Annotated in this window: 23 protein-coding genes; 16 read left to right on the forward strand and 7 right to left on the reverse strand. The window is 73.1% G+C overall.

Features of this window, described 5'->3' with window-relative positions; genetic code table 11:
- Position 1 precedes the first annotated feature (1 nt).
- Positions 2 to 808 (forward strand): IclR family transcriptional regulator, encoded by an 807-nt coding sequence (locus tag QSK00_RS17045; RefSeq protein ID WP_285592338.1) that lies wholly within the window; start codon positions 2 to 4, stop codon positions 806 to 808.
- A 64-nt stretch (positions 809 to 872) separates the two neighbouring features.
- Here the strand turns inward: QSK00_RS17045 and QSK00_RS17050 are convergent, their stop codons facing one another.
- Genes QSK00_RS17050 through QSK00_RS17060 form a run of 3 tightly spaced genes read right to left on the reverse strand, consistent with a single transcriptional unit; the run spans position 873 to position 1,971 of the window.
- The gene (locus tag QSK00_RS17050) at positions 873 to 1,469 is read right to left on the reverse strand and encodes a nitrile hydratase subunit alpha (protein WP_285592339.1); all 597 of its coding nucleotides are present in this window, start codon (positions 1,467 to 1,469) and stop codon (positions 873 to 875) included.
- The gene (locus QSK00_RS17055) at positions 1,466 to 1,735 is read right to left on the reverse strand and encodes an SH3-like domain-containing protein (RefSeq protein ID WP_285592341.1); all 270 of its coding nucleotides are present in this window, start codon (positions 1,733 to 1,735) and stop codon (positions 1,466 to 1,468) included. Before QSK00_RS17055 ends, QSK00_RS17050 begins: the two co-directional genes overlap by 4 nt.
- Entirely contained in the window at positions 1,732 to 1,971 is a 240-nt protein-coding gene (locus tag QSK00_RS17060) for an SH3-like domain-containing protein (RefSeq protein ID WP_285592342.1), read from the reverse strand. The genes QSK00_RS17055 and QSK00_RS17060 overlap by 4 nt, the downstream gene beginning before the upstream one ends.
- Before the next feature lie 131 nt (positions 1,972 to 2,102).
- On the opposite strand from QSK00_RS17060, the gene QSK00_RS17065 reads away from it, so the two are divergent.
- Genes QSK00_RS17065 through QSK00_RS17075 form a run of 3 tightly spaced genes read left to right on the forward strand, consistent with a single transcriptional unit; the run spans position 2,103 to position 4,728 of the window.
- Positions 2,103 to 2,933: a TetR/AcrR family transcriptional regulator gene (locus QSK00_RS17065; RefSeq protein ID WP_285592344.1), complete on the forward strand. Its 831-nt coding sequence runs from the start codon at positions 2,103 to 2,105 to the stop codon at positions 2,931 to 2,933.
- The gene (locus QSK00_RS17070; RefSeq protein ID WP_285592345.1) at positions 2,930 to 3,823 is read left to right on the forward strand and encodes a beta-keto acid cleavage family enzyme; all 894 of its coding nucleotides are present in this window, start codon (positions 2,930 to 2,932) and stop codon (positions 3,821 to 3,823) included. The genes QSK00_RS17065 and QSK00_RS17070 overlap by 4 nt, the downstream gene beginning before the upstream one ends.
- The gene (locus QSK00_RS17075; protein ID WP_285592346.1) at positions 3,820 to 4,728 is read left to right on the forward strand and encodes a 3-hydroxyacyl-CoA dehydrogenase NAD-binding domain-containing protein; all 909 of its coding nucleotides are present in this window, start codon (positions 3,820 to 3,822) and stop codon (positions 4,726 to 4,728) included. Before QSK00_RS17070 ends, QSK00_RS17075 begins: the two co-directional genes overlap by 4 nt.
- Positions 4,729 to 5,013: 285 nt before the next feature.
- On the opposite strand, the gene QSK00_RS17080 is transcribed toward QSK00_RS17075, so the two are convergent.
- Positions 5,014 to 6,843, reverse strand: coding sequence for an alpha/beta fold hydrolase (locus QSK00_RS17080; RefSeq protein WP_285592347.1), 1,830 nt, complete (start codon positions 6,841 to 6,843; stop codon positions 5,014 to 5,016).
- Positions 6,844 to 6,987: 144 nt separating this feature from the next.
- On the opposite strand from QSK00_RS17080, the gene QSK00_RS17085 reads away from it, so the two are divergent.
- The gene (locus QSK00_RS17085; RefSeq protein WP_285592348.1) at positions 6,988 to 7,464 is read left to right on the forward strand and encodes a MarR family transcriptional regulator; all 477 of its coding nucleotides are present in this window, start codon (positions 6,988 to 6,990) and stop codon (positions 7,462 to 7,464) included.
- Positions 7,465 to 7,652: 188 nt separating this feature from the next.
- Here QSK00_RS17085 and QSK00_RS17090 read toward each other — a convergent pair whose 3' ends face one another.
- Positions 7,653 to 8,363 (reverse strand): hypothetical protein, encoded by a 711-nt coding sequence (locus tag QSK00_RS17090; RefSeq protein WP_285592349.1) that lies wholly within the window; start codon positions 8,361 to 8,363, stop codon positions 7,653 to 7,655.
- A gap of 72 nt (positions 8,364 to 8,435) precedes the next feature.
- Here QSK00_RS17090 and QSK00_RS17095 point away from each other — a divergent pair, with 72 nt between their 5' ends.
- From QSK00_RS17095 to QSK00_RS17105, 3 genes are all read left to right on the forward strand, one after another.
- Positions 8,436 to 8,903 (forward strand): MarR family winged helix-turn-helix transcriptional regulator, encoded by a 468-nt coding sequence (locus tag QSK00_RS17095; protein WP_285592350.1) that lies wholly within the window; start codon positions 8,436 to 8,438, stop codon positions 8,901 to 8,903.
- Between the two features lie 324 nt (positions 8,904 to 9,227).
- Positions 9,228 to 9,677, forward strand: a complete 450-nt coding sequence (locus QSK00_RS17100) for an NUDIX domain-containing protein (protein ID WP_285592352.1) — start codon at positions 9,228 to 9,230, stop codon at positions 9,675 to 9,677.
- A gap of 10 nt (positions 9,678 to 9,687) precedes the next feature.
- The gene (locus QSK00_RS17105; RefSeq protein ID WP_285592353.1) at positions 9,688 to 10,833 is read left to right on the forward strand and encodes a cobalamin-independent methionine synthase II family protein; all 1,146 of its coding nucleotides are present in this window, start codon (positions 9,688 to 9,690) and stop codon (positions 10,831 to 10,833) included.
- On the opposite strand, the gene QSK00_RS17110 is transcribed toward QSK00_RS17105, so the two are convergent.
- On the reverse strand, positions 10,830 to 11,861 hold the full coding sequence (locus QSK00_RS17110) for a maleylacetate reductase (protein ID WP_285592354.1): 1,032 nt from the start codon (positions 11,859 to 11,861) through the stop codon (positions 10,830 to 10,832). The two genes, QSK00_RS17105 and QSK00_RS17110, sit on opposite strands and share 4 nt — an antisense overlap.
- Positions 11,862 to 11,895: 34 nt before the next feature.
- On the opposite strand from QSK00_RS17110, the gene QSK00_RS17115 reads away from it, so the two are divergent.
- The 8 genes from QSK00_RS17115 (at position 11,896) to QSK00_RS17150 (ending at position 19,976) form a co-directional block, all read left to right on the forward strand.
- The gene (locus QSK00_RS17115) at positions 11,896 to 13,005 is read left to right on the forward strand and encodes an SDR family oxidoreductase (RefSeq protein WP_285592355.1); all 1,110 of its coding nucleotides are present in this window, start codon (positions 11,896 to 11,898) and stop codon (positions 13,003 to 13,005) included.
- Between the two features lie 49 nt (positions 13,006 to 13,054).
- Positions 13,055 to 14,254, forward strand: coding sequence for an acyl-CoA dehydrogenase family protein (locus QSK00_RS17120; protein ID WP_285592357.1), 1,200 nt, complete (start codon positions 13,055 to 13,057; stop codon positions 14,252 to 14,254).
- A gap of 175 nt (positions 14,255 to 14,429) precedes the next feature.
- Complete coding sequence (locus QSK00_RS17125) at positions 14,430 to 15,350, forward strand: pseudouridine synthase (protein ID WP_285592358.1); 921 nt, start codon at positions 14,430 to 14,432, stop codon at positions 15,348 to 15,350.
- Positions 15,335 to 15,844, forward strand: a complete 510-nt coding sequence (locus QSK00_RS17130; protein WP_285592360.1) for a 2'-5' RNA ligase family protein — start codon at positions 15,335 to 15,337, stop codon at positions 15,842 to 15,844. The genes QSK00_RS17125 and QSK00_RS17130 overlap by 16 nt, the downstream gene beginning before the upstream one ends.
- A 37-nt stretch (positions 15,845 to 15,881) precedes the next feature.
- Positions 15,882 to 16,898: a nitronate monooxygenase gene (locus QSK00_RS17135; RefSeq protein ID WP_285592362.1), complete on the forward strand. Its 1,017-nt coding sequence runs from the start codon at positions 15,882 to 15,884 to the stop codon at positions 16,896 to 16,898.
- A 59-nt stretch (positions 16,899 to 16,957) separates the two neighbouring features.
- On the forward strand, positions 16,958 to 17,479 hold the full coding sequence (locus QSK00_RS17140) for a hypothetical protein (RefSeq protein WP_285592363.1): 522 nt from the start codon (positions 16,958 to 16,960) through the stop codon (positions 17,477 to 17,479).
- A complete protein-coding gene (locus QSK00_RS17145; RefSeq protein ID WP_285592365.1) occupies positions 17,476 to 18,096 on the forward strand; it encodes a hypothetical protein in 621 nt (206 codons plus the stop codon). The genes QSK00_RS17140 and QSK00_RS17145 overlap by 4 nt, the downstream gene beginning before the upstream one ends.
- A gap of 56 nt (positions 18,097 to 18,152) precedes the next feature.
- Positions 18,153 to 19,976, forward strand: coding sequence for a glycoside hydrolase family 15 protein (locus QSK00_RS17150; RefSeq protein ID WP_285592366.1), 1,824 nt, complete (start codon positions 18,153 to 18,155; stop codon positions 19,974 to 19,976).
- Here QSK00_RS17150 and QSK00_RS17155 read toward each other — a convergent pair.
- Positions 19,939 to 20,448 carry a hypothetical protein gene (locus QSK00_RS17155; RefSeq protein ID WP_285592367.1) on the reverse strand — a complete coding sequence of 170 codons (510 nt, stop codon included), beginning with the start codon at positions 20,446 to 20,448 and terminating at the stop codon, positions 19,939 to 19,941. The two genes, QSK00_RS17150 and QSK00_RS17155, sit on opposite strands and share 38 nt — an antisense overlap.
- Positions 20,449 to 20,522 lie beyond the last annotated feature (74 nt).

Consider the following 20,522-nt stretch of genomic DNA (forward strand, 5'->3'; position numbering starts at 1 on the left):
CATGACGGTGCTGCCCTTCTCGCCGCCGGTGTCCGACGACGCGCTCGAGGACGCGCCGCTGCGGTCGGTCTCCACCGCGGTCGCCGTCCTCGACTGCTTCGCCTCCGAGGCCGAGCTCGGTGCGACGAAGGTCGCGGCGCGCCTCGGGATCGCGAAGTCCACGGCCTGCCGGATGCTCGCCGCCCTCGCCGCGGGTGGACTGCTGGAGAAGGCGGGGTCGGGGCGCTACCGGCTCGGGCTGCGGCTCTTCGAGTACGGCCAGCTCGCGGTGGACCGGCTGCTGCTGCGCGAGGTCGCGATGCCGATCCTCGGCGAGCTGCGGGAGACGGTCCGCGAGACCGTGCAGCTCGGCGTCGCGGTGGGCACCGACGTGCTCTACCTGGAGCGGTTGGAGACGGCGGGTGCGGGGCTGCGGTTCCGCACCGACTACCACCGCAACCCGGCGCACTCCTCGTCGATCGGGCGGGTGCTCGCGGCGTCCGACCCCTCGCTGACGATGGCGATCCTGGAGCGCGGCCTGGAGCGCCGGACCCCGTTCACGGTCGTCGACCCGCGCCGCTGGCGGCAGACGCTCGTGCAGACCCGCGAGCAGGGCTACGCCACGTGCCGCGACGAGTACGACCAGGGCTGGTCGTCCATCGCGGCGCCCATCCTCACCGGGGCCTCCGGTCGGCGCCGGGCCGTCGCCGCCGTGTCGGTGGTCGGCTCGACCTCCCGCGTGCTCGGGCCGCGCAAGCCCGCGCTCGTGCAGGGGGTCCGCCGCGCCGCCGAGCGGATCACGGTGGCGTTGGAGCGGGCCGGGTCCTGAGCCCCTTCGTGGCAGGAAAGCGTCGTTGCCGGCGTCCAGTGGCAGCAACGACGCTTTCCTGCCATCACACCTGAGGGACGGCCACGCCGATCAGACAGTCCCGGGTGACGACGGCGAGCTGCTCATCGTCCGGGAGCGCGTCCACCCCGTCCGGCGCCATCGGCACGACGAGGTACCGCGCCTCGGCGCTCGCGTCCCACACCCGGACCTCGACGTCGTCCGGCAGCGTCGTCCCGAACTCCGCCAGCACGCCACGCGGGTCGCGCACCACCCGCGACCGGTAGGCCTCGCTCTTGTACCAGGCCGGGGGCGGGCCGAGCCAGGCCAGCGGGTAGCAGGAGCACAGGGTGCAGACGACGACGTTGTGCAGCTCGGGCGTGTTCGCCACCGCGTGCAGCCGGATCTCCGACGAGTAGCCCCCGCCCGCGACGCCGAGCTCGGCCGCGGCCGCCCCGGCGTCGCCGAGCAGACGCTCCCGGTACCCGTCGTCGTTCCAGGCCCGGACCACCATCCGCGCCCCGTTGACCGGCGACACCGACCGGTCCAGCGTCTCGATCCGCCGGTCGATCTCCTCGCGGTCGACGATCCCGCGCTCCTCGGCGAGGGCCAGCAGCGCGTTCACCCGCGCCTGCAGCTCGCCGTTGCGGTGGTGGCCGGTCATGGGTGCTCCAGGTACGACTCGAAGAGGTCCACGTGCACGAGGTCCCGCGCGCCGCCGTCGGGACCCCACAGCTCTCTCCCGGTGAAGGCCACCGTCCAGATCGCCTCCCGCCGGGCGTCCGCCCCGACCGCCGCCGCCTCGTCGGGGAAGCGCCCGTCGCCCACCGGGCGCACGACGACACCGGTCCGCCCCCGCACGTACGACGGCGCCCGGTTGTGCCCCGGCGGGTTCAGCGCGCGGACCCGCACGCGGTCGCCCGCCTTCACGCCGCCAGCAACCGTTCGACCGCGTACAGCCAGCGCTCGTAGTACGGCATCGCGTAGTACTGCGCCGGCGGGATCCGCTCCATCGTGTGCCGGAACTCGTCGAGTGTATAGACGCCCGCGGCCACGCACGCCTGGTTCAGCGCGAAGACCTGGGCCTCCCACACCGACTCGAAGCCGTGGTCCTCCGGCAGGTCCCCGAACCCGTGCATGCCACCGACGTCGTTCGCATACGCCACGGCCCCGAGTCTCACGAGGGGAACCCTCGCACCACAAGAGCGCTCACATCCTCCCCTCACGATCGCAAGCCACCGTCTGATCCGCCAGTCAGTCCTTGCGATCCGAGCAAGGGAGCCGTAGCGTTCCAGCTATGGACGACGACGGGCTCCGCGACCGGGTCCGCGCGGCGATCGACGCCGCGGGTTCCCGACGACGGGTCGCGGCGGCGGTCGGGCTCGACGAGACCAAGCTGTCGAAGTCGCTGGCCGGTCGGCGCCGCTTCACCCCGGACGAGCTGGACCGGATCGCCGCGCACACGGACGTCGAGCTGACCTGGCTGCTCCGCGGCGAGGGCGCTCCCCCGGTGACGGCCGCGTCCGACCTCATCGCGGCCCGGGACGAGCCCGACGACGCCCGCAAGCGCATCCTCGACGCGGCGTGGACGCTCATCGCGACGCGCGGCTACCACCGGGTGCGCATCGCCGACGTCGGCGAGGCCGCGGGCACCAGCAGCGCGAGCGTCCACTACCACTTCGCCGACAAGGACGCGCTGCTCGACGAGGCGCTGCGCCACAACGTGGAGCTCGCCCACGACCGGCAGGCCGCCGCGCTCGCCGGCGTCGACGACCCGCTCGAGCGGTTGCAGACCCTGCTCGACCTGCAGATGCCCGAGGGCCCGGTCCTGGAGCCGGAGTGGTCGATCTGGATGCAGGTCTGGGTCGAGGCGCTCACCGAACCCCGCCACCGCGACCTCTACGCCCGCGGGCAGGACCGCTGGTTCCGCACCGTCCTGATGACCCTCGTCGACGGAGCCGAGCGCGGGGTGTTCACCCACGGCGACCAGGAGCTGCGCGCCCGCCAGCTCACCGCCCTCGTCGACGGTCTCGGCGTCGGCGTGATGACCGGCGCTTCCACCCCCGCCCAGATGCGCGCCGCCCTGCGCGACTTCACCACGACCATCGTCCGGAAGGACCTGCCATGACCCGTCCGAGGAACCGTCGGGTGGTGATCACGGCCGCGCTCACCGGCGCCGCCGACTCCCCCGCCAAGAGCCCGCACGTCCCCGTCACCCCGCAGCAGATCGCCGACGACGCGATCGCCGCCGCCCGGGCGGGCGCGGCGGTCGTCCACGTGCACGTGCGGCACCCCGAGACCGGCATCCGCTCCCGCGACGTCGCGCTCTACCGCGAGGCGGCCGGGTTGATCCGGGCGAGCGACGTCGACGTCGTCCTCAACCTGACCGCGGGCATGGGCGGCGACCTCGTGGTCGACGCCGAGGACCCGCTCAAGCCCGTCGACGGCACCGACCTCGTCAGCCAGCACGACCGGATGCCGCACGTCGAGGAGCTGCTCCCCGACATCGCGACCCTCGACTGCGGCTCCTACAACTTCGGCGACGGCCAGGCGCTCTACGTCTCGACCACCGACATGCTGCGCGAGGGCGCGAAGCGGTTCCAGGAGATCGGCGTGAAGCCCGAGCTGGAGGTGTTCGACTCCGGCCAGCTGTGGTTCGCCAAGGTCCTGCGCGAGGAGGGCCTCATCGACGCGCCGGGGCTCTTCCAGCTCTGCATGGGCGTGCCGTACGGCGCGCCCGCCGACCCCGGCCTGCTCGCCGCCATGGTCAACCTGCTCCCCGACGACGCCGAGTTCACCTCCTTCGCCCTCGGCCGCGACCAGCTGCCGTGGGTCGCGCAGTCGGTGCTCCTCGGCGGCCACGCCCGCGTCGGGCTGGAGGACAACCTCTACCTCTCCCGCGGGGTGCAGGCGACGAACGCCCAGCTCGTGGACAAGGCGGTGACGATCATCGAGTCGCTCGGCTCGGCCGTGGCCACGCCCGACGAGGCACGCGAGATCTTCGGGCTGCAGCGGTGATCGCCTGCATCGGCGCCGGCGTCATCGGCGGCGGCTGGGCCGCGTACTTCCTCGCGCAGGGCCACGACGTCGTCGCCTGGGACCCTGCCCCCGACGCCGAGGCGCGGCTGCGCACGATCATCGAGGCAGCCCGTCCCGCGCTCAACTCGTTGGGCCTTCCCGACGACAGGTGGGGCGGGTTGCGCGTGGCGGCGTCCTTGGAGGACGCCGTGCGGGACGCGGAGTTCGTGCAGGAGTCGGCGCCCGAGGACCTCGAGCTGAAGCGGTCACTCCTGGCCGACCTGGCCGCGGCGACGGGGCCGGACACGATCGTCGCGTCGTCGACGTCGGGCTTCCCCATGACCGACATGGCGGTGCGCGCGGCGGACCCGTCGCGGCTCGTCGTCGGGCACCCGTTCAACCCCCCGTACCTCATCCCGCTCGTGGAGGTGGTCGGCGGCGAGGCGACCGCACCCGCCGTCGTGAAGCAGGCGGCGGAGTTCTACCGGTCGCTCGGCAAGTCCGTGATCGAGATGGATCGGGAGGTGCCCGGGTTCGTCGCGAACCGGCTGCAGGAGGCGCTCTGGCGCGAGGCGCTGCACATGGTGGCCAACGGGGAGGCGACGGTCGAGCAGATCGACGCGTCGATCACCGAGGGGCCGGGCCTGCGCTGGCCGGTCCACGGCCCGTGCCGGACGTTCCACCTGGCGGGCGGGGAGGGCGGGATGGCGCACATGCTCGACCACTTCGGCCCGTCGTTGCAGGCGCCGTGGACGCGGCTCGAGGCGCCGTCGCTCACGCCGGAGCTGCGCGACGCGATGGTGGACGGCACCGCGACCGACCGGTCGTTCGCGGAGCTCGTCACCGAGCGCGACCGGGCCGTGATCGCCATCCGCCGGGCCGTGGAGGAGTCGCGAGCGGGCTGACTTCTGCGCGTCGCGGACTAACCCAGCATCTGCTGCGATACGTTGACGATCCGGGGCCGATGCCGCGATAAGCCCTCTTATCGCGGCACTGGCTATGTGGCCACAGCCGTGTCCGGCAGAGAGCGAGCAGTCTTCCGGACGGACCTTCTCGCTCCCGGTCGACCTCCGGCACGTCTTTGGCGGCGGCGTGCTGGACGTCGGAGCGCTAGTCGGTCGGCGTCCCGAGGTGGTCTGCTCGCATCCGTGTTGGCGGCTGTCTCTCCAGCGAGGGCGGCTGGCCCGAGCTCACGTGAGGAACCTCTGGAGGGCCGCGGCGACGAGGGCGGGTCGCCCGCCTCGGCCGGTGTTCCAGGGTCCGGAGTGCCCGAGTCCGTCGAGTTCGACGTGCTCGGCGTGGGGCAGCGGCCGGGCCAGCTCTCGGCTCCGGTCGCGGAGGAACGCTGGGCTCTTGGTTCCACTAAGCAGGAGGACCGGCGTGGTCATCCCGGCGAAGGTGTCGATCTTCCCGTTCATCGCGCCGACGACGGCGAAGTCGTAGCGGATACCGGGCAGGAGGTCGCGGAACCGCTGCGGGGGTACGGCCACCAGGTCGTGCACCCGGAGCGCGAGGGCGGCGATCCATCGCGCGAGGCCCCGTGGCAGGACCCGGAAGGGTGCCGGTGCGGTTCCCGCGGTCAGGAGTGCGGTGACCAGCGCGGCGGCGAGGTCGCCGCGCTCGATCTCCTCCCCGAGTCGCCGCTCTCCGTTGTCGGAACGGCCCGCCGCATAGAAGGGCGGCTCGTACACCGCGGCGCGGGCAACCCGCGGGAGTGTCCGCGCCGCTTCGAGGGTGATGACGGCGCCGGAGCTGAGGCCGAAGAGCCGGTCGGCGCCGGTGGCGGCCAGGACCGCGTCGAGGTCCTCGACGTCGCGGGCGATGTCGTGGTCGACGTCGTAGGGCCTCGGGCTCATCCCGCGGCCGCGACGATCGGGGCGGACCACGGTGAAATCGCGGGCGAGCTCCCGCGCGAGCTCGTCGTACTGCTCGGCCGTGGCCATCGCGCCCTGGACCAGCACGACCCCTGGTCCGTTGCCTTGGCGCAGGAAACCGATCCGCGTGCCGTCCCGGGAGACCACGTCGCTTCTGGTGATCGTCTCGACGGTCGGTGCCGCGAACGAACCCGGCCCTGGTAGGAGCACGGGTCTCCCGCCGGCGGTTCCGTCGCGGTCGTCACGGTTGGCCTGCACGGCCTGTTCGAGGGGATAGGCGACGGTCGTCGGAGGGCGCAGACGGCCCGCCGCGATCTGCGCCGTCGCATCGGCGAGTGCGCCGGGCACCCATCGTCGACCGACGAAGCGCACGCCGTGGACGCCCGCGTCGGGGCGAGCGATGGTGACCACCTGTTCCGGTCCACCCGCCAGCGCCAGGAGGTCGTCGAGCTCTCCTCGTCCGGCCACGTCGAGCACCGCATCGACGACCGGCCCCGTCGACTCCGGTCGCCCCAGAGCGGCGCGGACCCGGCTCACGAGGCCGTCCCCGTAGACGACCGGGGTCGCGCCCAGGGTCGTGACCTGCTCCTGACGAGCCGGTCCAGCGCTGCCGATGACGTGCAGCCCGTCCGCGACGGCGGCCTGGACGGCCATCGTCCCGACACCGCCGGAGGCGCCGTGCACGAGCAGGACCGCGCCCGGCTCGAGGGAGAGCTCGTCGAGGGCGCTGCGAGCGGTGTGCACGGCGACCTCGAGAGCGCCGGCGACCTGCCAACTCATCGTCGGAGGCTTCGCCACGATCTCCTTGACCGACGCGAGGGCCTTCTCGGCGTGGGAGCCGCCGGTGGCGCGTCCGAGCACCTCGTCTCCTACGACCAGGTCGGCGACGCCCTCACCGAGGGCCTCGATCACCCCGGCGACGTCGGTCCCGGGGATCACCGGCGCGTCGGGATCATTGGAAGTAGCCAGCAGTCCGTCGCGCAGCAGTTGGTCGAACGGGTTCACCGCCGCTGCCCGGACCACGAGCCGGACCTGGCCTGGGCCGGGTCGCGGGTCCTCCCGCTGTACCAGCTCCAGCATCTCCGGCCCGCCGTAGCGGCGGTAGCAGACGGCTCGGGAGCCCCGCTCGATGTCCTCGGTGGTCATGACGCTCGCTCCCGTTCGCTGGTCGATACCGCGGTCCCCCGGCGCCAAACGCTCCGGTAAGTTGCTCTACAGCATACCTACTTTGTGGCAGCGTGACTTGGTAACCGGCTAAGCTGGTGCGCGAGTTCGACGGCGAGGAGGGACGTGGGCGAACATGGCGACGAAGGACGTCGGCGCGAGCAGCTGATCGAGAACCTTCAGGGTTACGCATCCGGCCAGAGCGAGCTCGGCCGCGAGTTCGCCCGGCACGAGCACATGCACGTCACCGACTCCGCCGCGATCGTGGAGATCCTGCGAGCCGAGGGACGAGGGCTTCCGCTGACTCCGGCCCGCCTCGCCGAGCGGGTGGGCCTGAGCTCCGGCGCGACCTCCATCCTGCTCAACCGCCTCGAGGATGCCGGGCACGTCGCGCGTCGGCGCGGCCACAGTGACCGACGCCTGGTCACGTTGCACTCGACCCCGTCGGTGCACGCATCCGCCGACGCCTTCTTCAGCCCGCTGCGCGCCCGCATCGATGAACTCATGGATCGCTACACGATCGAGCAACTCGACCTCGTCGACGAGTTCGTGACCGACATGCGTCGGGCGGTGGAGAACCACCTGCAGAACCGGCCGGGCTGACACGCTCGGCCGCGCCCCCTCGATCAACTGCGCCTCAGACCGACGGCGGCGGTGGCCCGCGCCCCCGGGTCGCGGCATCGACAGGCTGACACCACCAGCGAAGGAGTGTTCAGCGTCGGTCCCCGCCAGCCCTCCCGGGCGCTCCATCACAGCAGTTCCGCGACCGATCGCTCAGCGACGAGAAGGTGTCACGCGCTCGGCGCCAGCCCAACGCCCCTCGCCTTCGCTGGCGTCGCACGCGAGCGGGCGACCAGTGCCACGACCAGGCCGATCGCGGAGAGGACGGGGAGGTCGACGACCCCGAACGCGTGCAGGGTGATGTCGATCAGGGGTAGCCCGACCATCATCGCGAAGACCCACCTCGGGGCGGTGGGCCGGCGTCCCGGGGCCCGCCGTCCCCACCGTGTCCGGCCACCGGGCTTGGCGACCGAGAGCCACACCTGCGCGGCGAGACCCGTCGCAACGAGCCCGAGCCCGAGCGCCACCGGGAGCGCGGCCCCGTGGGCGCCCGACCGCGCGTCCTCCACGACGCCGGGCAGGGCCTGGCCGAGTACCCCGGTCCCGAGCGCGATCTGCGCGAGGGTGAGGACGACCTTCGCCGAGACCCACCGGTGCTGGAAGCATCCCCAGGCGGTGGCGGTGGACAGCGCGAAGCCGGACAGTGCCGCGATCATGGCTGAGAATCCGAGCACGGTGAGGTCGAGTTCGTTCGCCATCGCCGCTGCGGCGACCCGGGTCTCGCCCGGCGGGGACGAGAGGCTCAGGCCCAGCAGGGCGACCAGGGCGACGGCGAGGCCGAGCCAGCAGACGGACGCGATGACGTGGATCGAGACGAGCAGGGCTCGCCAGGACCGGACCGAGGGCAAGGATGCCGAGGACGGCACGTGCGGGACCCGCATGCCCGCAGGCTACCCGGATAGCTAAGCTGTTTAACGAAACTGTTTGACGAACTCGGAGGATCGGAGCCGGAGATGACCGACGAGGCGGCCTCCCTGGACGCCGAGCTCGACGCCCTCGACGACACCACGCTCGCGGTCCGCGACCTCATCAGTGCCTCGCAGGACCTCACCGCCCGGATGGCCCGGCGCATGCGGATGAACGTCAGCGACATGACCGCGATCCTCATGCTCTCCGAACGCGGGCCCCTGGGTGGCACCGAGCTCGCCCGCCTGCTCGGGGTGTCCACCGCCGCGGTCACGATCCTGGTCGACCGGCTCGAGCGGTCCGGCCACGTCGAGCGTTCCCGCGATCCCGACGACGGGCGCCGGATGCGGGTGTCGGGGACCACGGCGGCCCGCACCGCGGCCCTGCGCGCGTGGATGCCGGCGATCCAGGACCTCGACGAGGTCTGCCGGTCGCTGTCCACCGCCGAACGCGCCGTCGCCCGGGACATCCTGGGACGTCTTGCTGCGGCGATGGCGCGGCACGCACAGGTCTGACCCGTAGGGTGGCCACCCCTGGACGAACTGGACTTGATGTCGCGGTTGGGCTGCTACCCCGACTCCGTCACGTCCGCTCGCTCTGCTCGTGCCGCGATAAGCCCCTTTATCGCGGCATGGCTCCGTGCGCGGACCACGGTGGCTGGTCCACTGACCTGGCACCGCTGCCACTTTCGCCCTCGCCCCCGAACCGGGCAAAGTCGATCGCTGGTATCTCCCTGCGACCCCGAACGGTCGATTCGTGTGTGCCCCGCGCAAGGATCGACTCGGTTCCTCGCCTCGTTCCCGATAAGTGTGCGTCCCGTGCACAGGCACACTCGAGCTGTGCCCTCCCCCGTCCGGCTCCGCGTCGCCGTCGCCCTGACCCGCGAGACCGACCACGGGCCCGAGGTGCTCGTGTTCGACCACCGGGACGTCCCGCAGGCCGGCACGCAGCTCCCGGGCGGCGGCGTCGACCCGGGCGAGTCGCTCGAGGCGGCGGCCCACCGGGAGGTGTTCGAGGAGACCGGCCTGACCGGCATCACCGTCGGCGCCCGGATCGCCGTGCACAACCGCCCGACCGCGGAGGGCGCCCCGCAGCACACGGTCCTGGTCCGCGCTAGGACCACCGAGACGCGCGACCGGTGGCAGTACACCGTCGAGGGCGAGGGCCACGACCGCGGCCTGGTCTACCTGTGCCGCTTCGTCCCGCTTCCCGCGCACGTCGACTTCCACCACGTGCCCCGTCCCGCACACGCGAACGATGCGGTGTCTCGGGGGAACGCCCGTTCCTAGCGTCGGGGCCATGCAGCGCAGCGGAGAGCGGATCCTCACCACCCACGTCGGCAGCCTCGCCCGTCCGGAGGCGCTGCTCGACACCATGCGGGAGAAGGAGCACGGCCGCCCGTACGACGAGGCCGGGTTCGCCAAGCAGGTGGCCGAGGCGGTCCGCGACGTGGTGGCGAAGCAGGTCGAGGTGGGTCTCGACGTCGTGACCGACGGCGAGATGGGCAAGGTCAGCTTCGCGACCTACATCCAGGACCGCCTCGAGGGCTTCTCCCCCAGCAGCGGGGAGAAGCTGCTCCCGCCGTCGTGGCAGCTCGAGCTCGACGCCTTCCCCGGCTACTACGAGCAGTACATGGGGAAGTACACGAAGACGGTCGCGCCGATGGTGACCGTGGCGTGCGTCGGACCGGTGTCCTACTCGGGCCACGACCAGCTGCGCACCGACATCGACAACCTGAAGGCGGCGCTCGTCGGCGTCGACGCCACCGAGGCGTTCATGCCCTCGACCTCACCGCGCGGGTTCGGGCGCAACGAGTACTACGCGACCGACACCGAGTACTACACGGCCGTCGCCGAGGCGCTGCGCGAGGAGTACCTGGCGATCGTCGACGCCGGGTTCCTGCTGCAGATCGACGACCCGTGGCTCATCGAGATCCTCTCCGACCCGGAGCTGTCCCCCGAGGAGCGACAGCGCACCGCCGCCGAGCACGCCGAGATCGTCAACCACGCGCTGCGCGACATCCCGACCGAGAAGATCCGCCTCCACACCTGCTACGGCCTCAACCACGGGCCGCGCATCCACGACATCACGATGGCTGAGGTCGCCGGTCCGATGCTGGCGATCCGGGCGGGGGCGTACTCCTTCGAGGTCGCGAACCCGCGCCACATGCACGAGTGGACGATCTGGTCGGACGCGGCGCTGAGGGAGAAGCTCGGCGACGCGATCCTCGTCCCGGGCCTGCTCGGGCACGCCCAGAACTACGTCGAGCACCCCGACCTGATCGCCGAGATGCTGCGCCACTACGTCGACGCCGTCGGTCGCAAGCAGGTCATCGCGGGCGCCGACTGCGGGTTCTCCTCGCGGGCGAGCTACCAGCCCGAGGTGCACCCGACCGTCGTCTGGGAGAAGTTCCGCGCCCTGCGCGCCGGCGCAGACCGCGTCTAGACCGGCCGCTCCCCCGCCCACGCCCGGCCGAGCAGCGACCGCAGCCCCTCGCGGGTCAGCTCGGCCGGGTTGGGATACGGGGTCCCGACGGCGAGCTCGGCCGCCCGGTCCAGGTCGGCCTCCGCCATCCCGAGCTCGCGCAGGGAGGTCGGACCACCCGCCGTCGTGACCAGGTCGAACACGCCGCCCGGAGCGTCCGGGACGTCGAGGGCCTCGGCGAGCCGGCGCATCGCCCCGGGAGCGGCCGCGGCGTTGTAGGCCATCGCGTGCGGGAGCACGACGGTGTGGGTCGGGGCGTGCGGCAGGTCGAACGAACCGCCGAGCGTGTGGCAGAGCTTGTGGTGCAGCCCCATGCCCACCGACCCGAGGCACGTCCCCGCCAGCCACGCACCCATCAGCAGGTCGTCGCGGGCACCCGGGGTGTCGAGCCCGCGCAGGCCGGCGGCCAGCCGGCGGACGGCGTCGAGGGCGAGCAGGTCGACGACCGGGTTCGCCTGCGGCGAGTACACCGCCTCGACGGCGTGGGCGAGGGCGTTGACCGCGCTCGTGACGGTGACGTCGTGGGGCAGCGAGCGGGAGAGCTCGACGTCGTAGAGGACGGTCTCGGGGAGGATGTCCGGCGAGCTCCGCGTCGTCTTGACGCCGTCGGCGGTCTCCCCGAGGACGGGCGTGACCTCGGAGCCGGAGTACGTGGTCGGCACGATCACCTGGTCGACCCCGGTGCGCACCGCGAGCGCCTTCGCCAGGCCGGTCGCCGAGCCGCCGCCGACGGCCACGACGCAGTCGGCGTCCGCCTCGCGCAGAACGGTCAACGCCTTCTCGGTCACCGCCACCGGCGTGTGCATCGCCGCGCCCTCGAAGGTCCCAACGGCGAGCTCTCCCAGCACGGCCTCGATCCGCGCACGGTGCCGGGCGCCGGCGAGCACGAGGATCCGGGACCGGCCGAGCCGCTCGACCTCCTCGGCGAGCCGGTCGAGACTCCCGGCGCCGAAGACGACGCGGGCGGGCTGCGCGGTGTAGACGAACACGCCTCCTTCTACCGCAATGGTCAAGGGTTCAACCGTGCACGCGGCGGGGCACCCGCCCCTCATGCACGCGCTCTCCCGTCCCCTGATCGTCGGCGTCACCGGCATCGTCGGCCACGCCCTCGCCGAGCGGCTCACCGTCCGCGGCGGGCACGTCCTCGGGCTGTCGCGACGCTCGTCGTCGACGGTCCGCGAGGTCGAGGGCCTGCACGCCGACCTCACCGACGCCGACGCCCTGCGCTCGACGATCGCCGGCACGCGGCCGAGCTCGGTCTTCCTCACCGCCTGGTCCCGCCAGGACACCGAGGAGGAGAACATCCGGGTCAACGGCGGGATGGTCCGCGACGTCCTCGCCGCGGCCGGTGCCGAGGGGACGGTGCAGCACGTCGCGCTGATGACGGGGCTCAAGCACTACCTCGGCCCGTTCGAGGCCTACGGCCAGGGCGACATGCCGGAGACCCCGTTCGTCGAGACCGAACCGCGCCTCGACCACCCCAACTTCTACTACGCGCAGGAGGACGAGCTGTTCGCCGCCGCGCGCGAGCACCGGTTCTCCTGGAGCGTGCACCGGGCCCACACGGTCGTGGGGTACGCGGTCGGCAACGCCATGAACATCGCCTCGACCCTCGCCGCCTACGCTGCGCTGTGCCGCGAGACCGGCCGGCCGTTCACCTTCCCCGGCTCGCAGCAACAGTGGGACGGGCTCACCGACATGACCGACGCCGGCCAGGCCGCCGAGCAGATGATCTGGGCGACCGGGTCGCCGTCGGCCCACGACCAGGCGCTGAACGTGGTCAACGGCGACGTCTTCCGGTGGCGCTGGATGTGGCCGCGTCTCGCCGAGTTGCTCGGGGTGAAGGCGGAGGGGTTCGACGGCACCGTCCGCCCGCTCGAGGAGCAGACCGCAGGCATGGACGACGTGTGGGCGCGGATCGCCGAGCGAGAGGGTCTCGTCGAGACCGACCTCGGCCGGGTCGCCTCGTTCTGGCACACCGACGGCGATCTCGGTCGCGACATCGAGTGCCTCACCGACATGTCGCGCTCCCGGCTCGCGGGGTTCACCGGCTACGTCCGCACAGTCGACGCGTTCGAGGCCGTGTTCGACCGGCTCGCCGCCGACCGCATCGTCCCGCACGTCCGGACGTGACCTCCGCCCGCGCAGGTGCGGGAGAGCTCGAGGGCGGGAAGACACAGCCATGAGCTGGAGCCGGAAGAACCTCGAGGGCGTCGAGACGCTCGCGCCCGCGGCGAGCGTGTACCTCACCCCGGAGCGGCTGGAGCTGCAGCGGGTCGCGCGGACGTTCGCGATGGAGGAGGTGCTGCCGGTCGCCGACGAGCTCGACCCGCAGCGCGCCGAGATCCCCGACGAGCTGATGGCGCGGCTCGCCGAGCTCGGCTACTTCGGCGTGATGATCGACCGCGAGCACGGCGGGCTCGGGCTCGGCGTGCTCGAGTACGCCCTGATCTGCGAGGAGCTCGCGCGGGCGTGGATGAGCGTCGCGAGCATCATCGCCCGCGGCAACGGCACCGGGTGCGCCGGCCGCCCGGACCTGCTGGAGCGTTCCGCCCGGGGTGAGTGGATCGGCGGGATCGCGTTCTCGGAGCCCTCGGCCGGCTCGGACCTGGCCAACGTGGGCTGCCACGCCGAGCGGGACGGTGAGGATTGGGTCATCACCGGCACGAAGCGCTGGGTGGGGCACGCGAAGCGCGCCGACTTCCTGCACCTGCTCGCCCGCACCCGCGAGCCCCGTGAGGGGCACGGCCGCTCGGACGGGCTGGAGCTGTTCCTGGTCGAGAAGGCCCGCGGCGAGTTCCCCGAGGGCGTCACCGGCACCCCGATCGACAAGATCGGCTACTACGGCCTGACGACGTGGGAGCTGCAGATCGACGGGCTGCGGCTCCCGGCCGACGCGCTGCAGGACACCGGGCAGGACGAGGGCCAGGGGTTCAAGGAGTCGCTGCGCTGGCTCGGACCGGCGCGCGTGCAGACGGCGGCACGGGCCGTCGGGCTGGCGCGCGGGGCGGTCGAGGACGCGATCGCCTACGTGAAGCAGCGGGTCCAGTTCGGGCACCCGATCGGCGACCAGCAGGTGATCCGACACGCGCTCGCCGACCTCTCCGCGGACGTCGAGGCCGCCCGCCAGCTCTACCTGCACGCCGCGTGGCTGGTCGACTCCGGCGTGCGCGCGGACGTCGAGACCTCGCAGGCCAAGCTCGTGGCCTCCGAGACCGCGGAGCGGGTGACGTCGCGGGCGCTGCAGATCTTCGGTGGCAACGGCTACACCACCGAGTACTCGGCCGAGCGGTACTGGCGCGACGCCCGGCTGACCACGATCTTCGAGGGCACGTCCGAGATCCAGCGCAAGATCGTGTCGGACGCGCTGCTCACCGATTGAGCGAAGGGCACCTTCGGTCGAATAGGCGGGCCGGGGGCGCCCTTCGCCAGTGGCGCCTCCGCGGGCGAAGGGCGCCCTCGGGCGGATAGACCGACCGGAGGGCCCCTTCGCTCACAATGGGGTGGTGCGCCCGCCACCGTCCCTGCCGCCCCGCTTCGGCCTCGACCCTGCGCGCATGCGGCTCCCGGTGTCGCAGGAGTGGGCGACGATCCGCGACCACGTGGTGACGCGGGTGCCGCTGCCGGCGTCGCAGGTCGACGCCATGTTCGACGCCGGGCGCTTCCACGACGCCGACGGGCCGCTGGCGCTCGACGCGCCCTACGTCAGCGGCGGGTCGGTCTGGTTTCACCGCGACCTCCCCGACGAGGCCCCGGTCCCGTTCGGCGTCGACGTGGCGTTCCGGGACGACCGGGTGCTGGTCGCGGACAAGCCGCACTTCCTGGCGACGATCCCGCGGGGCCGCCACGTGCGGGAGACCGCGCTCGTCCGGATGCGTGACGAGCACGGGCTGCCCGACCTCTCCCCCGCCCACCGGCTGGACCGGGTGACGGCCGGGCTCGTGCTGTTCGTCATCCACCGGGAGGACCGCGGGACTTTCCAGAACCTGTTCCGCGACCGACGGGTGTCCAAGACGTACGAGGCGATCACCCGCTACGACCCCACCCTGCCGCCGGAGCAGGTCGTCCGGTCCCGGATCGTGAAGGAACGGGGGATCGTGACCGCCCGCGAGGTCGACGGCGAGCCCAACGCCGAGACGCTCGTGGAGCTCGTCGCGCACCGCGACGATCCGGTGCTCGGACCGATCGCGCGGTACCGGCTCACTCCGCGGACCGGCCGCACCCACCAGCTGCGGCTGCACCTGTGCTCGCTCGGGATCCCGATCCTCGGCGACCCCTTCTACCCGGACCTCCGCGACGTCCCGCTGGACGACCTGCGCGCGCCGCTCCAGCTGCTCGCCCGGACCCTGGGCTGGCCCGATCCGGCGACCGGCGACCCGGTGGCGGTGCACTCGCAGCGCACCCTGCAGGCGTGGGACGACCCGGCCGGCTGGCTCGCCGGGCCAGCGGGTACCTCCCCCCGGTGCCCGACCCGCTGATCATCTCCGCCGTCCTCGTCCCCGACGCCCAGGCCGACCTCGACGCGCAGCGTCGGCGCTGGTTCCCCGCGGACCGGCTGCACGTCGGGGCGCACATCACCCTGTTCCACGCCCTGCCCGGGGACCTCCTCGACGACGTCCGGACCCAGCTCTCCCGCCTCACCCGGGGCGAGCGGCCCGCCATCCACGTGGGCGAGCCGTTCAAGCTCGGGCGCGGCGTGGGCCTGCGCCTGCAGTCCTCCGAGCTCGAGGGCATCCGCGGCGCGATCGCCAAGCGCTTCGAGGCGAACCTCACCGACCAGGACGCCCGGCGCTGGCGCCCGCACGTGACGATCCAGAACAAGGTGAGCCCCGACGAGGCCCGCCGGACGTTGGAGAGCGTCCGGGAAACGCACGTCCCGTACGACACCGAGGTCGATGCGCTCGCGCTGTGGCACTACCGTGGCGGCCCGTGGGAGGCGGCGGGGGACTTCGGATTCGCACGGCCGGACTAGTCCGGACCAGCACGAACGGCGCGGACGGATGCGCCCGGTGAACCCGATCGTCGCGGCGCCCATGGCGGGCGGCCCGTCCACCCCGACCCTGGTGGCCGCCGTGGCAGGGGCGGGCGCCTTCGGCTACCTCGCGGCCGGCTACCTGACCGCCGACGCGCTCGCCGCCCAGCTCGCCGAGCTCCGGCAGCGCTCGGACGCGCCGTTCGGGGTGAACCTGTTCCTGCCGGACCAGGGTCCCCGCGCCGGCCGTCGGGACCGCGCCGTCGCGGCCTTCGCGACGCGGATCGCGGGCGAGGCCCGCGCGCTGCACGTGGAGCTCGGGGACCCCCGTCCAGCCGACGATCCCGACGACGGGCCCGGGCTCGACGCGAAGATCCGGGTGCTGGCCGCGGACCCGCCGGACACCATCAGCGTCACCTTCGCCCTGCCCGACGCCGGGCGCCTGAGCGCGCTGCGGGCGACCGGCGCACGCCTGGTCGCCACCGTGACCAGCGTGGAGGAGGCCCGGGCGGCCGCCACCGCCGGGTTCGACGGCCTGGTCGTCCAGGGCACCGACGCGGGCGGGCACCGTGGCACGCACGCGGTGGCGACCGAGCCGAACGACCTCGACACCGTCGACCTGCTGCGGGCGATCAGGCCGTACACGGCGTTGCCGCTGGTCGCGGCCGGCGGGGTGGCGGACGCACCCGGGGTCCGTCGGGCGCTCGACGCGGGCGCGAGCCAGGTGCAGCTCGGCACGGCGTTCCTGCGTACCGACGAGGCCGGCACCTCGACGACGCATCGCGAGGCCCTGGCCGACCCCACCTTCTCCGGCACCACCGTCACCCGCGCCTTCACCGGACGGGCGGCCCGCGCGTTGACCAACCGGTTCGCCGTGGAGCACGGTCCCGCCGCGCCCGCCGCCTATCCCGAGCTGCACCATCTGACCCGCCCGGTCCGGACGGCGGCGGCGAAGGCCGGTGACGCGACGCGGCTGCACCTCTGGGCCGGGGTCCACTTCCGGCGGGCGGGCACCGGTCCCGCCGCCGAGGTGGTGCGGGCGCTGGTCCGATAGGACGCGTCCCGCCGCCGACGTTCGGGTACCAGCGCGCGCCGAACGGGAGGAGACGAGCCATGTCCGACGGTGCCGAACCCACCGACACCAGCACGACCCGGCGCGCGGGCGACCGACTCGCCGGAGCCGTGAAGAAGGCGGCCGGAGCGGTCACGGGCAACGACACGCTGCGCGCCGAGGGCGAACTGCAGGCCGAGCGCGCCGACGCCGAGAAGGACGCGCAGCGCGCCGAGGCCGAGGCCCGGCAGAAGCGCGAGGAGGCCGAGGCCGAGGCGCGCGCCGAGGAACTGCAGGTCGAGCGCGAGCGGCTCGCCGCCGAGGACGCGCGTAGCGAGCGTGAGGAGCGGGCCGAGGCCGAGCGCGTGGCCCGCGAGCAACGGATCGAGAGCGAGACCGCGCAGCGCGAGCAGGCGGTCTCGCAGACGGCCCGCGCCCAGGAGCAGGCCGCCCGGCGCGACGAGGCCGCCGCCGTGGCGGAGCGGGGCGAGGCGGAGAGCCGCGTGCGCGACGAGGAGCAGCGGGCCGAGGAGGCCCGCCGCACGGCGCGCACGCTCGAGCACGTCGAGGAGGAGGACCGATGAGCAATCCGGTGTCGGCGGTGGCGGGGCCCGTGATCTCGCTGGGCTTCGGCGTGGTGCGCGTGCCGGTGGGGCTGTTGGCCCAGGTCACCGGCAACGGCGGCAACAAGGAGTGGGGGCCGTCGCTGGCGGTCGACGCGGTCGAGGGCGGCGTGCGGCAGCTCCTCGGGTCGCTGCTCGGCGACCCGGGCCTGGCGGCCCAGGGCGACGTCACCGATGCCCGGGTGCAGCAGCGGACCGAGGCCGCCGAGCGGGACCAGGCGGCGCAGGCCCGCCGCGAGGTCGCCGACGACCGCCTCGCGCAACGCCGTGAGCGCGACCAGGAGGCCAGGCAGCAGGCCCGGAAGGCCGAGCAGGAGCAGCACCAGCGGCTCGAGCGCGAGAAGCAGCAGCGTCAGCAGCAGGAGAAGGAGCGCGAGCAGGAGCACAAGCAGGCCGCGCAGCGCGAGGAGCAGCGGAAGCAGGAGATCGCCGACGAGCACGCCCACGAGGCGCGGCGCACGCGTGTCGAGGCGGAGTCCGAGGCCGTCGAGGCCGAGCGGGCGGCCGCCGCGGCGAAGGCCGAGGCACTCGACCTCGCGAACGCGAAGGAGAAGGCGAAGAACGCCCGCAAGCAGTGACCGATTCCGTGGGGGCGGATCCGCTCGGGACCGCCCCCACGGGGTACCACCCGATCATGCTGGCCATCGAGGACCACGGAGTGATCGGCGACCTGCGGACGGTCGCGCTGGTGGGTACCGACGGCAGCATCGACTTCGCGTGCCTTCCCGACTTCGACTCCCCCGCCGTCTTCTCGGCCCTGCTCACCGAAGAGGGCGCGGCCGCCGAGCGGAGCACGTTCACGGTGCGCCCGGGCTCGTGCACCCGCACCAAGCAGCTCTACCTGCCCGACTCCAACGTCCTGATGACCCGCTTCCTCGACGCGGACTCGGTCGCCGAGGTGGTCGACCTCATGGACCCCGAGGACGACGGGACGCGCCCGCTGGTCCGCACGGTGCGCGTCGTCCGCGGCCGCCAGAGCTTCACCGTGCGCTGCGCGCCGGCCTTCGACTGGGGGCGGGTCCGCCACTCCGTCGAACTGCTGGAGGGCGTCGGTGCGGTCTTCCTTCCCAGCGACGACTCGGCCGGGTCGGGCTGTCTGGTCCTGCGGACCTCCGCCGCACTGCGGGTGGCCGACGACCCCGAGGCGACCGGACCCGCCGTCGTCGCCGAGATCGACCTCGGCGCGGGCGAGGCCGCGGACTTCCTGCTCACCTGGCACGACGAGGCCCCGCACCGCAACGACGTCGACGTCCTCGGCGAGCACGAGGCCGACCGGCGCCGCGACGCGGTGCTCGCCTACTGGCAGCAGTGGCTGGCCCGCTCGACCTACGCCGGACGCTGGCGCGAGATGGTGCACCGCTCGGCCCTGCTCCTGAAGCTCATGGTGCACCGCCCCACCGGGGCGCTGATCGCGGCGCCGACCGCGGGTCTGCCCGAGGAGATCGGCGGGGAGCGCAACTGGGACTACCGCTACGCGTGGCTGCGCGACGCGGCGTTCACCTCCTACGCGCTCATGCGACTCGGGTTCGTCGAGGAGGGCCGGGCGTTCCTGTCGTGGCTCGAGCAGCGGATGGCCGAGGCGGACGACGAGTCGGGCCTGCTGCCGGTCTACACCGTGCACGGGGCTCCGCCGCCGGAGGAGGTCGAGCTGACGCACCTGTCGGGGTACCGCGGCTCGCGGCCGGTGCGGATCGGGAACGCCGCCGGGTCGCAGCGCCAGCTCGACACCTACGGCGAGGTGATGGACTCGGTCTACATCGCCAACAAGGAGACCCCCATCTCCTACGACCTCTGGACGCGGGTCCGCGGGTCGCTGGACTGGCTCGACCGCAACCGCCACCTGCCCGACCAGGGGCTCTGGGAGTCGCGGGGCGAGCCGCAGTTCCACACCTACTCGCGGGTGATGGTGTGGGTGGCGTTCGAACGCGCCCTGCGACTGGCACGCCAGCGGGGCCTCCCCGCACCCGTCGAGGCGTGGGAGAAGGCCGCCGCCGAGGCCTACGAGGAGGTCCAGCGCGACTGCTGGGACGGCGACCTCGGGACGTACACGCAGTTCCCCGGGACCGACCAGGTGGAGGCGGGGCTGCTGATCCTGCCCCTGGTGAAGTTCTCCGGACCGACCGACCCCCGCTTCCTCTCGACGCTGCAGCGGATCGAGAGCGACCTGGTCGTCGACTCCCTCGTCCAGCGCTACCCGCCGGACGGTTCCGACGGGCTCGACGGCGGGGAGGGCACCTTCAACCTGTGCTCGTTCTGGTACGTGGAGGCCCTCACCCGGTCGGGGCGGCTCGACCGGGCCCGCAACGTGCTGGAAAAGGCGTTCACCTACGCCAACCACGTCGGGCTGTTCGCCGAGGAGCTCTCCGCCTCGGGTGAGCAGCTCGGCAACTTCCCCCAGGCCCTCACGCACCTCGGGCTGATCAGTGCCGCGGTGAACCTGGACCGGGCGCTCGGTTGACCGCGGCGAACCACGCGTTCGAGGCCGGGAGGAAGAGCAGCACGAGGACCGCGACCTGGCACCCCAGCGCCAGGACGGGCAGCAGGGTGGCCCAGAGCGGGACGCAGAGCACCGCCGAGACCAGCGCGCCCAGTCCGGTCAGCACGGCGTACCCGACGCGGGCCGGCGACGAGCCGCTCCGCATCCGGAGGCCGAGGAGGAGCCAGACGATGTTGGTGCCGACCCCGAGGACCAGGATCGCGGCCGCGAACAGGTACAGCGACAGGGCGCTGTACCCCAGCGCCCAGATCAGCGTGAAGCCGGCGCCGGCGAGCGACCCGACGACTCCGACGGCCGCGGGCGGGACCATCGTCCAGAAGGCGGCCTCGACCTCGGTCGGCCGACCCGGTGGCGCACCGGCGGGCGGGGCCGGAGGTAGGACGGCGGAGGCGCCGACGGTGGCGGGACGGCCGGAGTACGCAGGAAGAGTCATGGAGCGATCGTGACGCTCCGTATCACAAAAGAGAAGAAGTCTGGCGAAAATCGCCACGCGTCACTACGGAGTGT

The organism is Actinomycetospora sp. NBRC 106378 (assembly GCF_030269685.1).
Lineage (GTDB): Bacteria > Actinomycetota > Actinomycetes > Mycobacteriales > Pseudonocardiaceae > Actinomycetospora.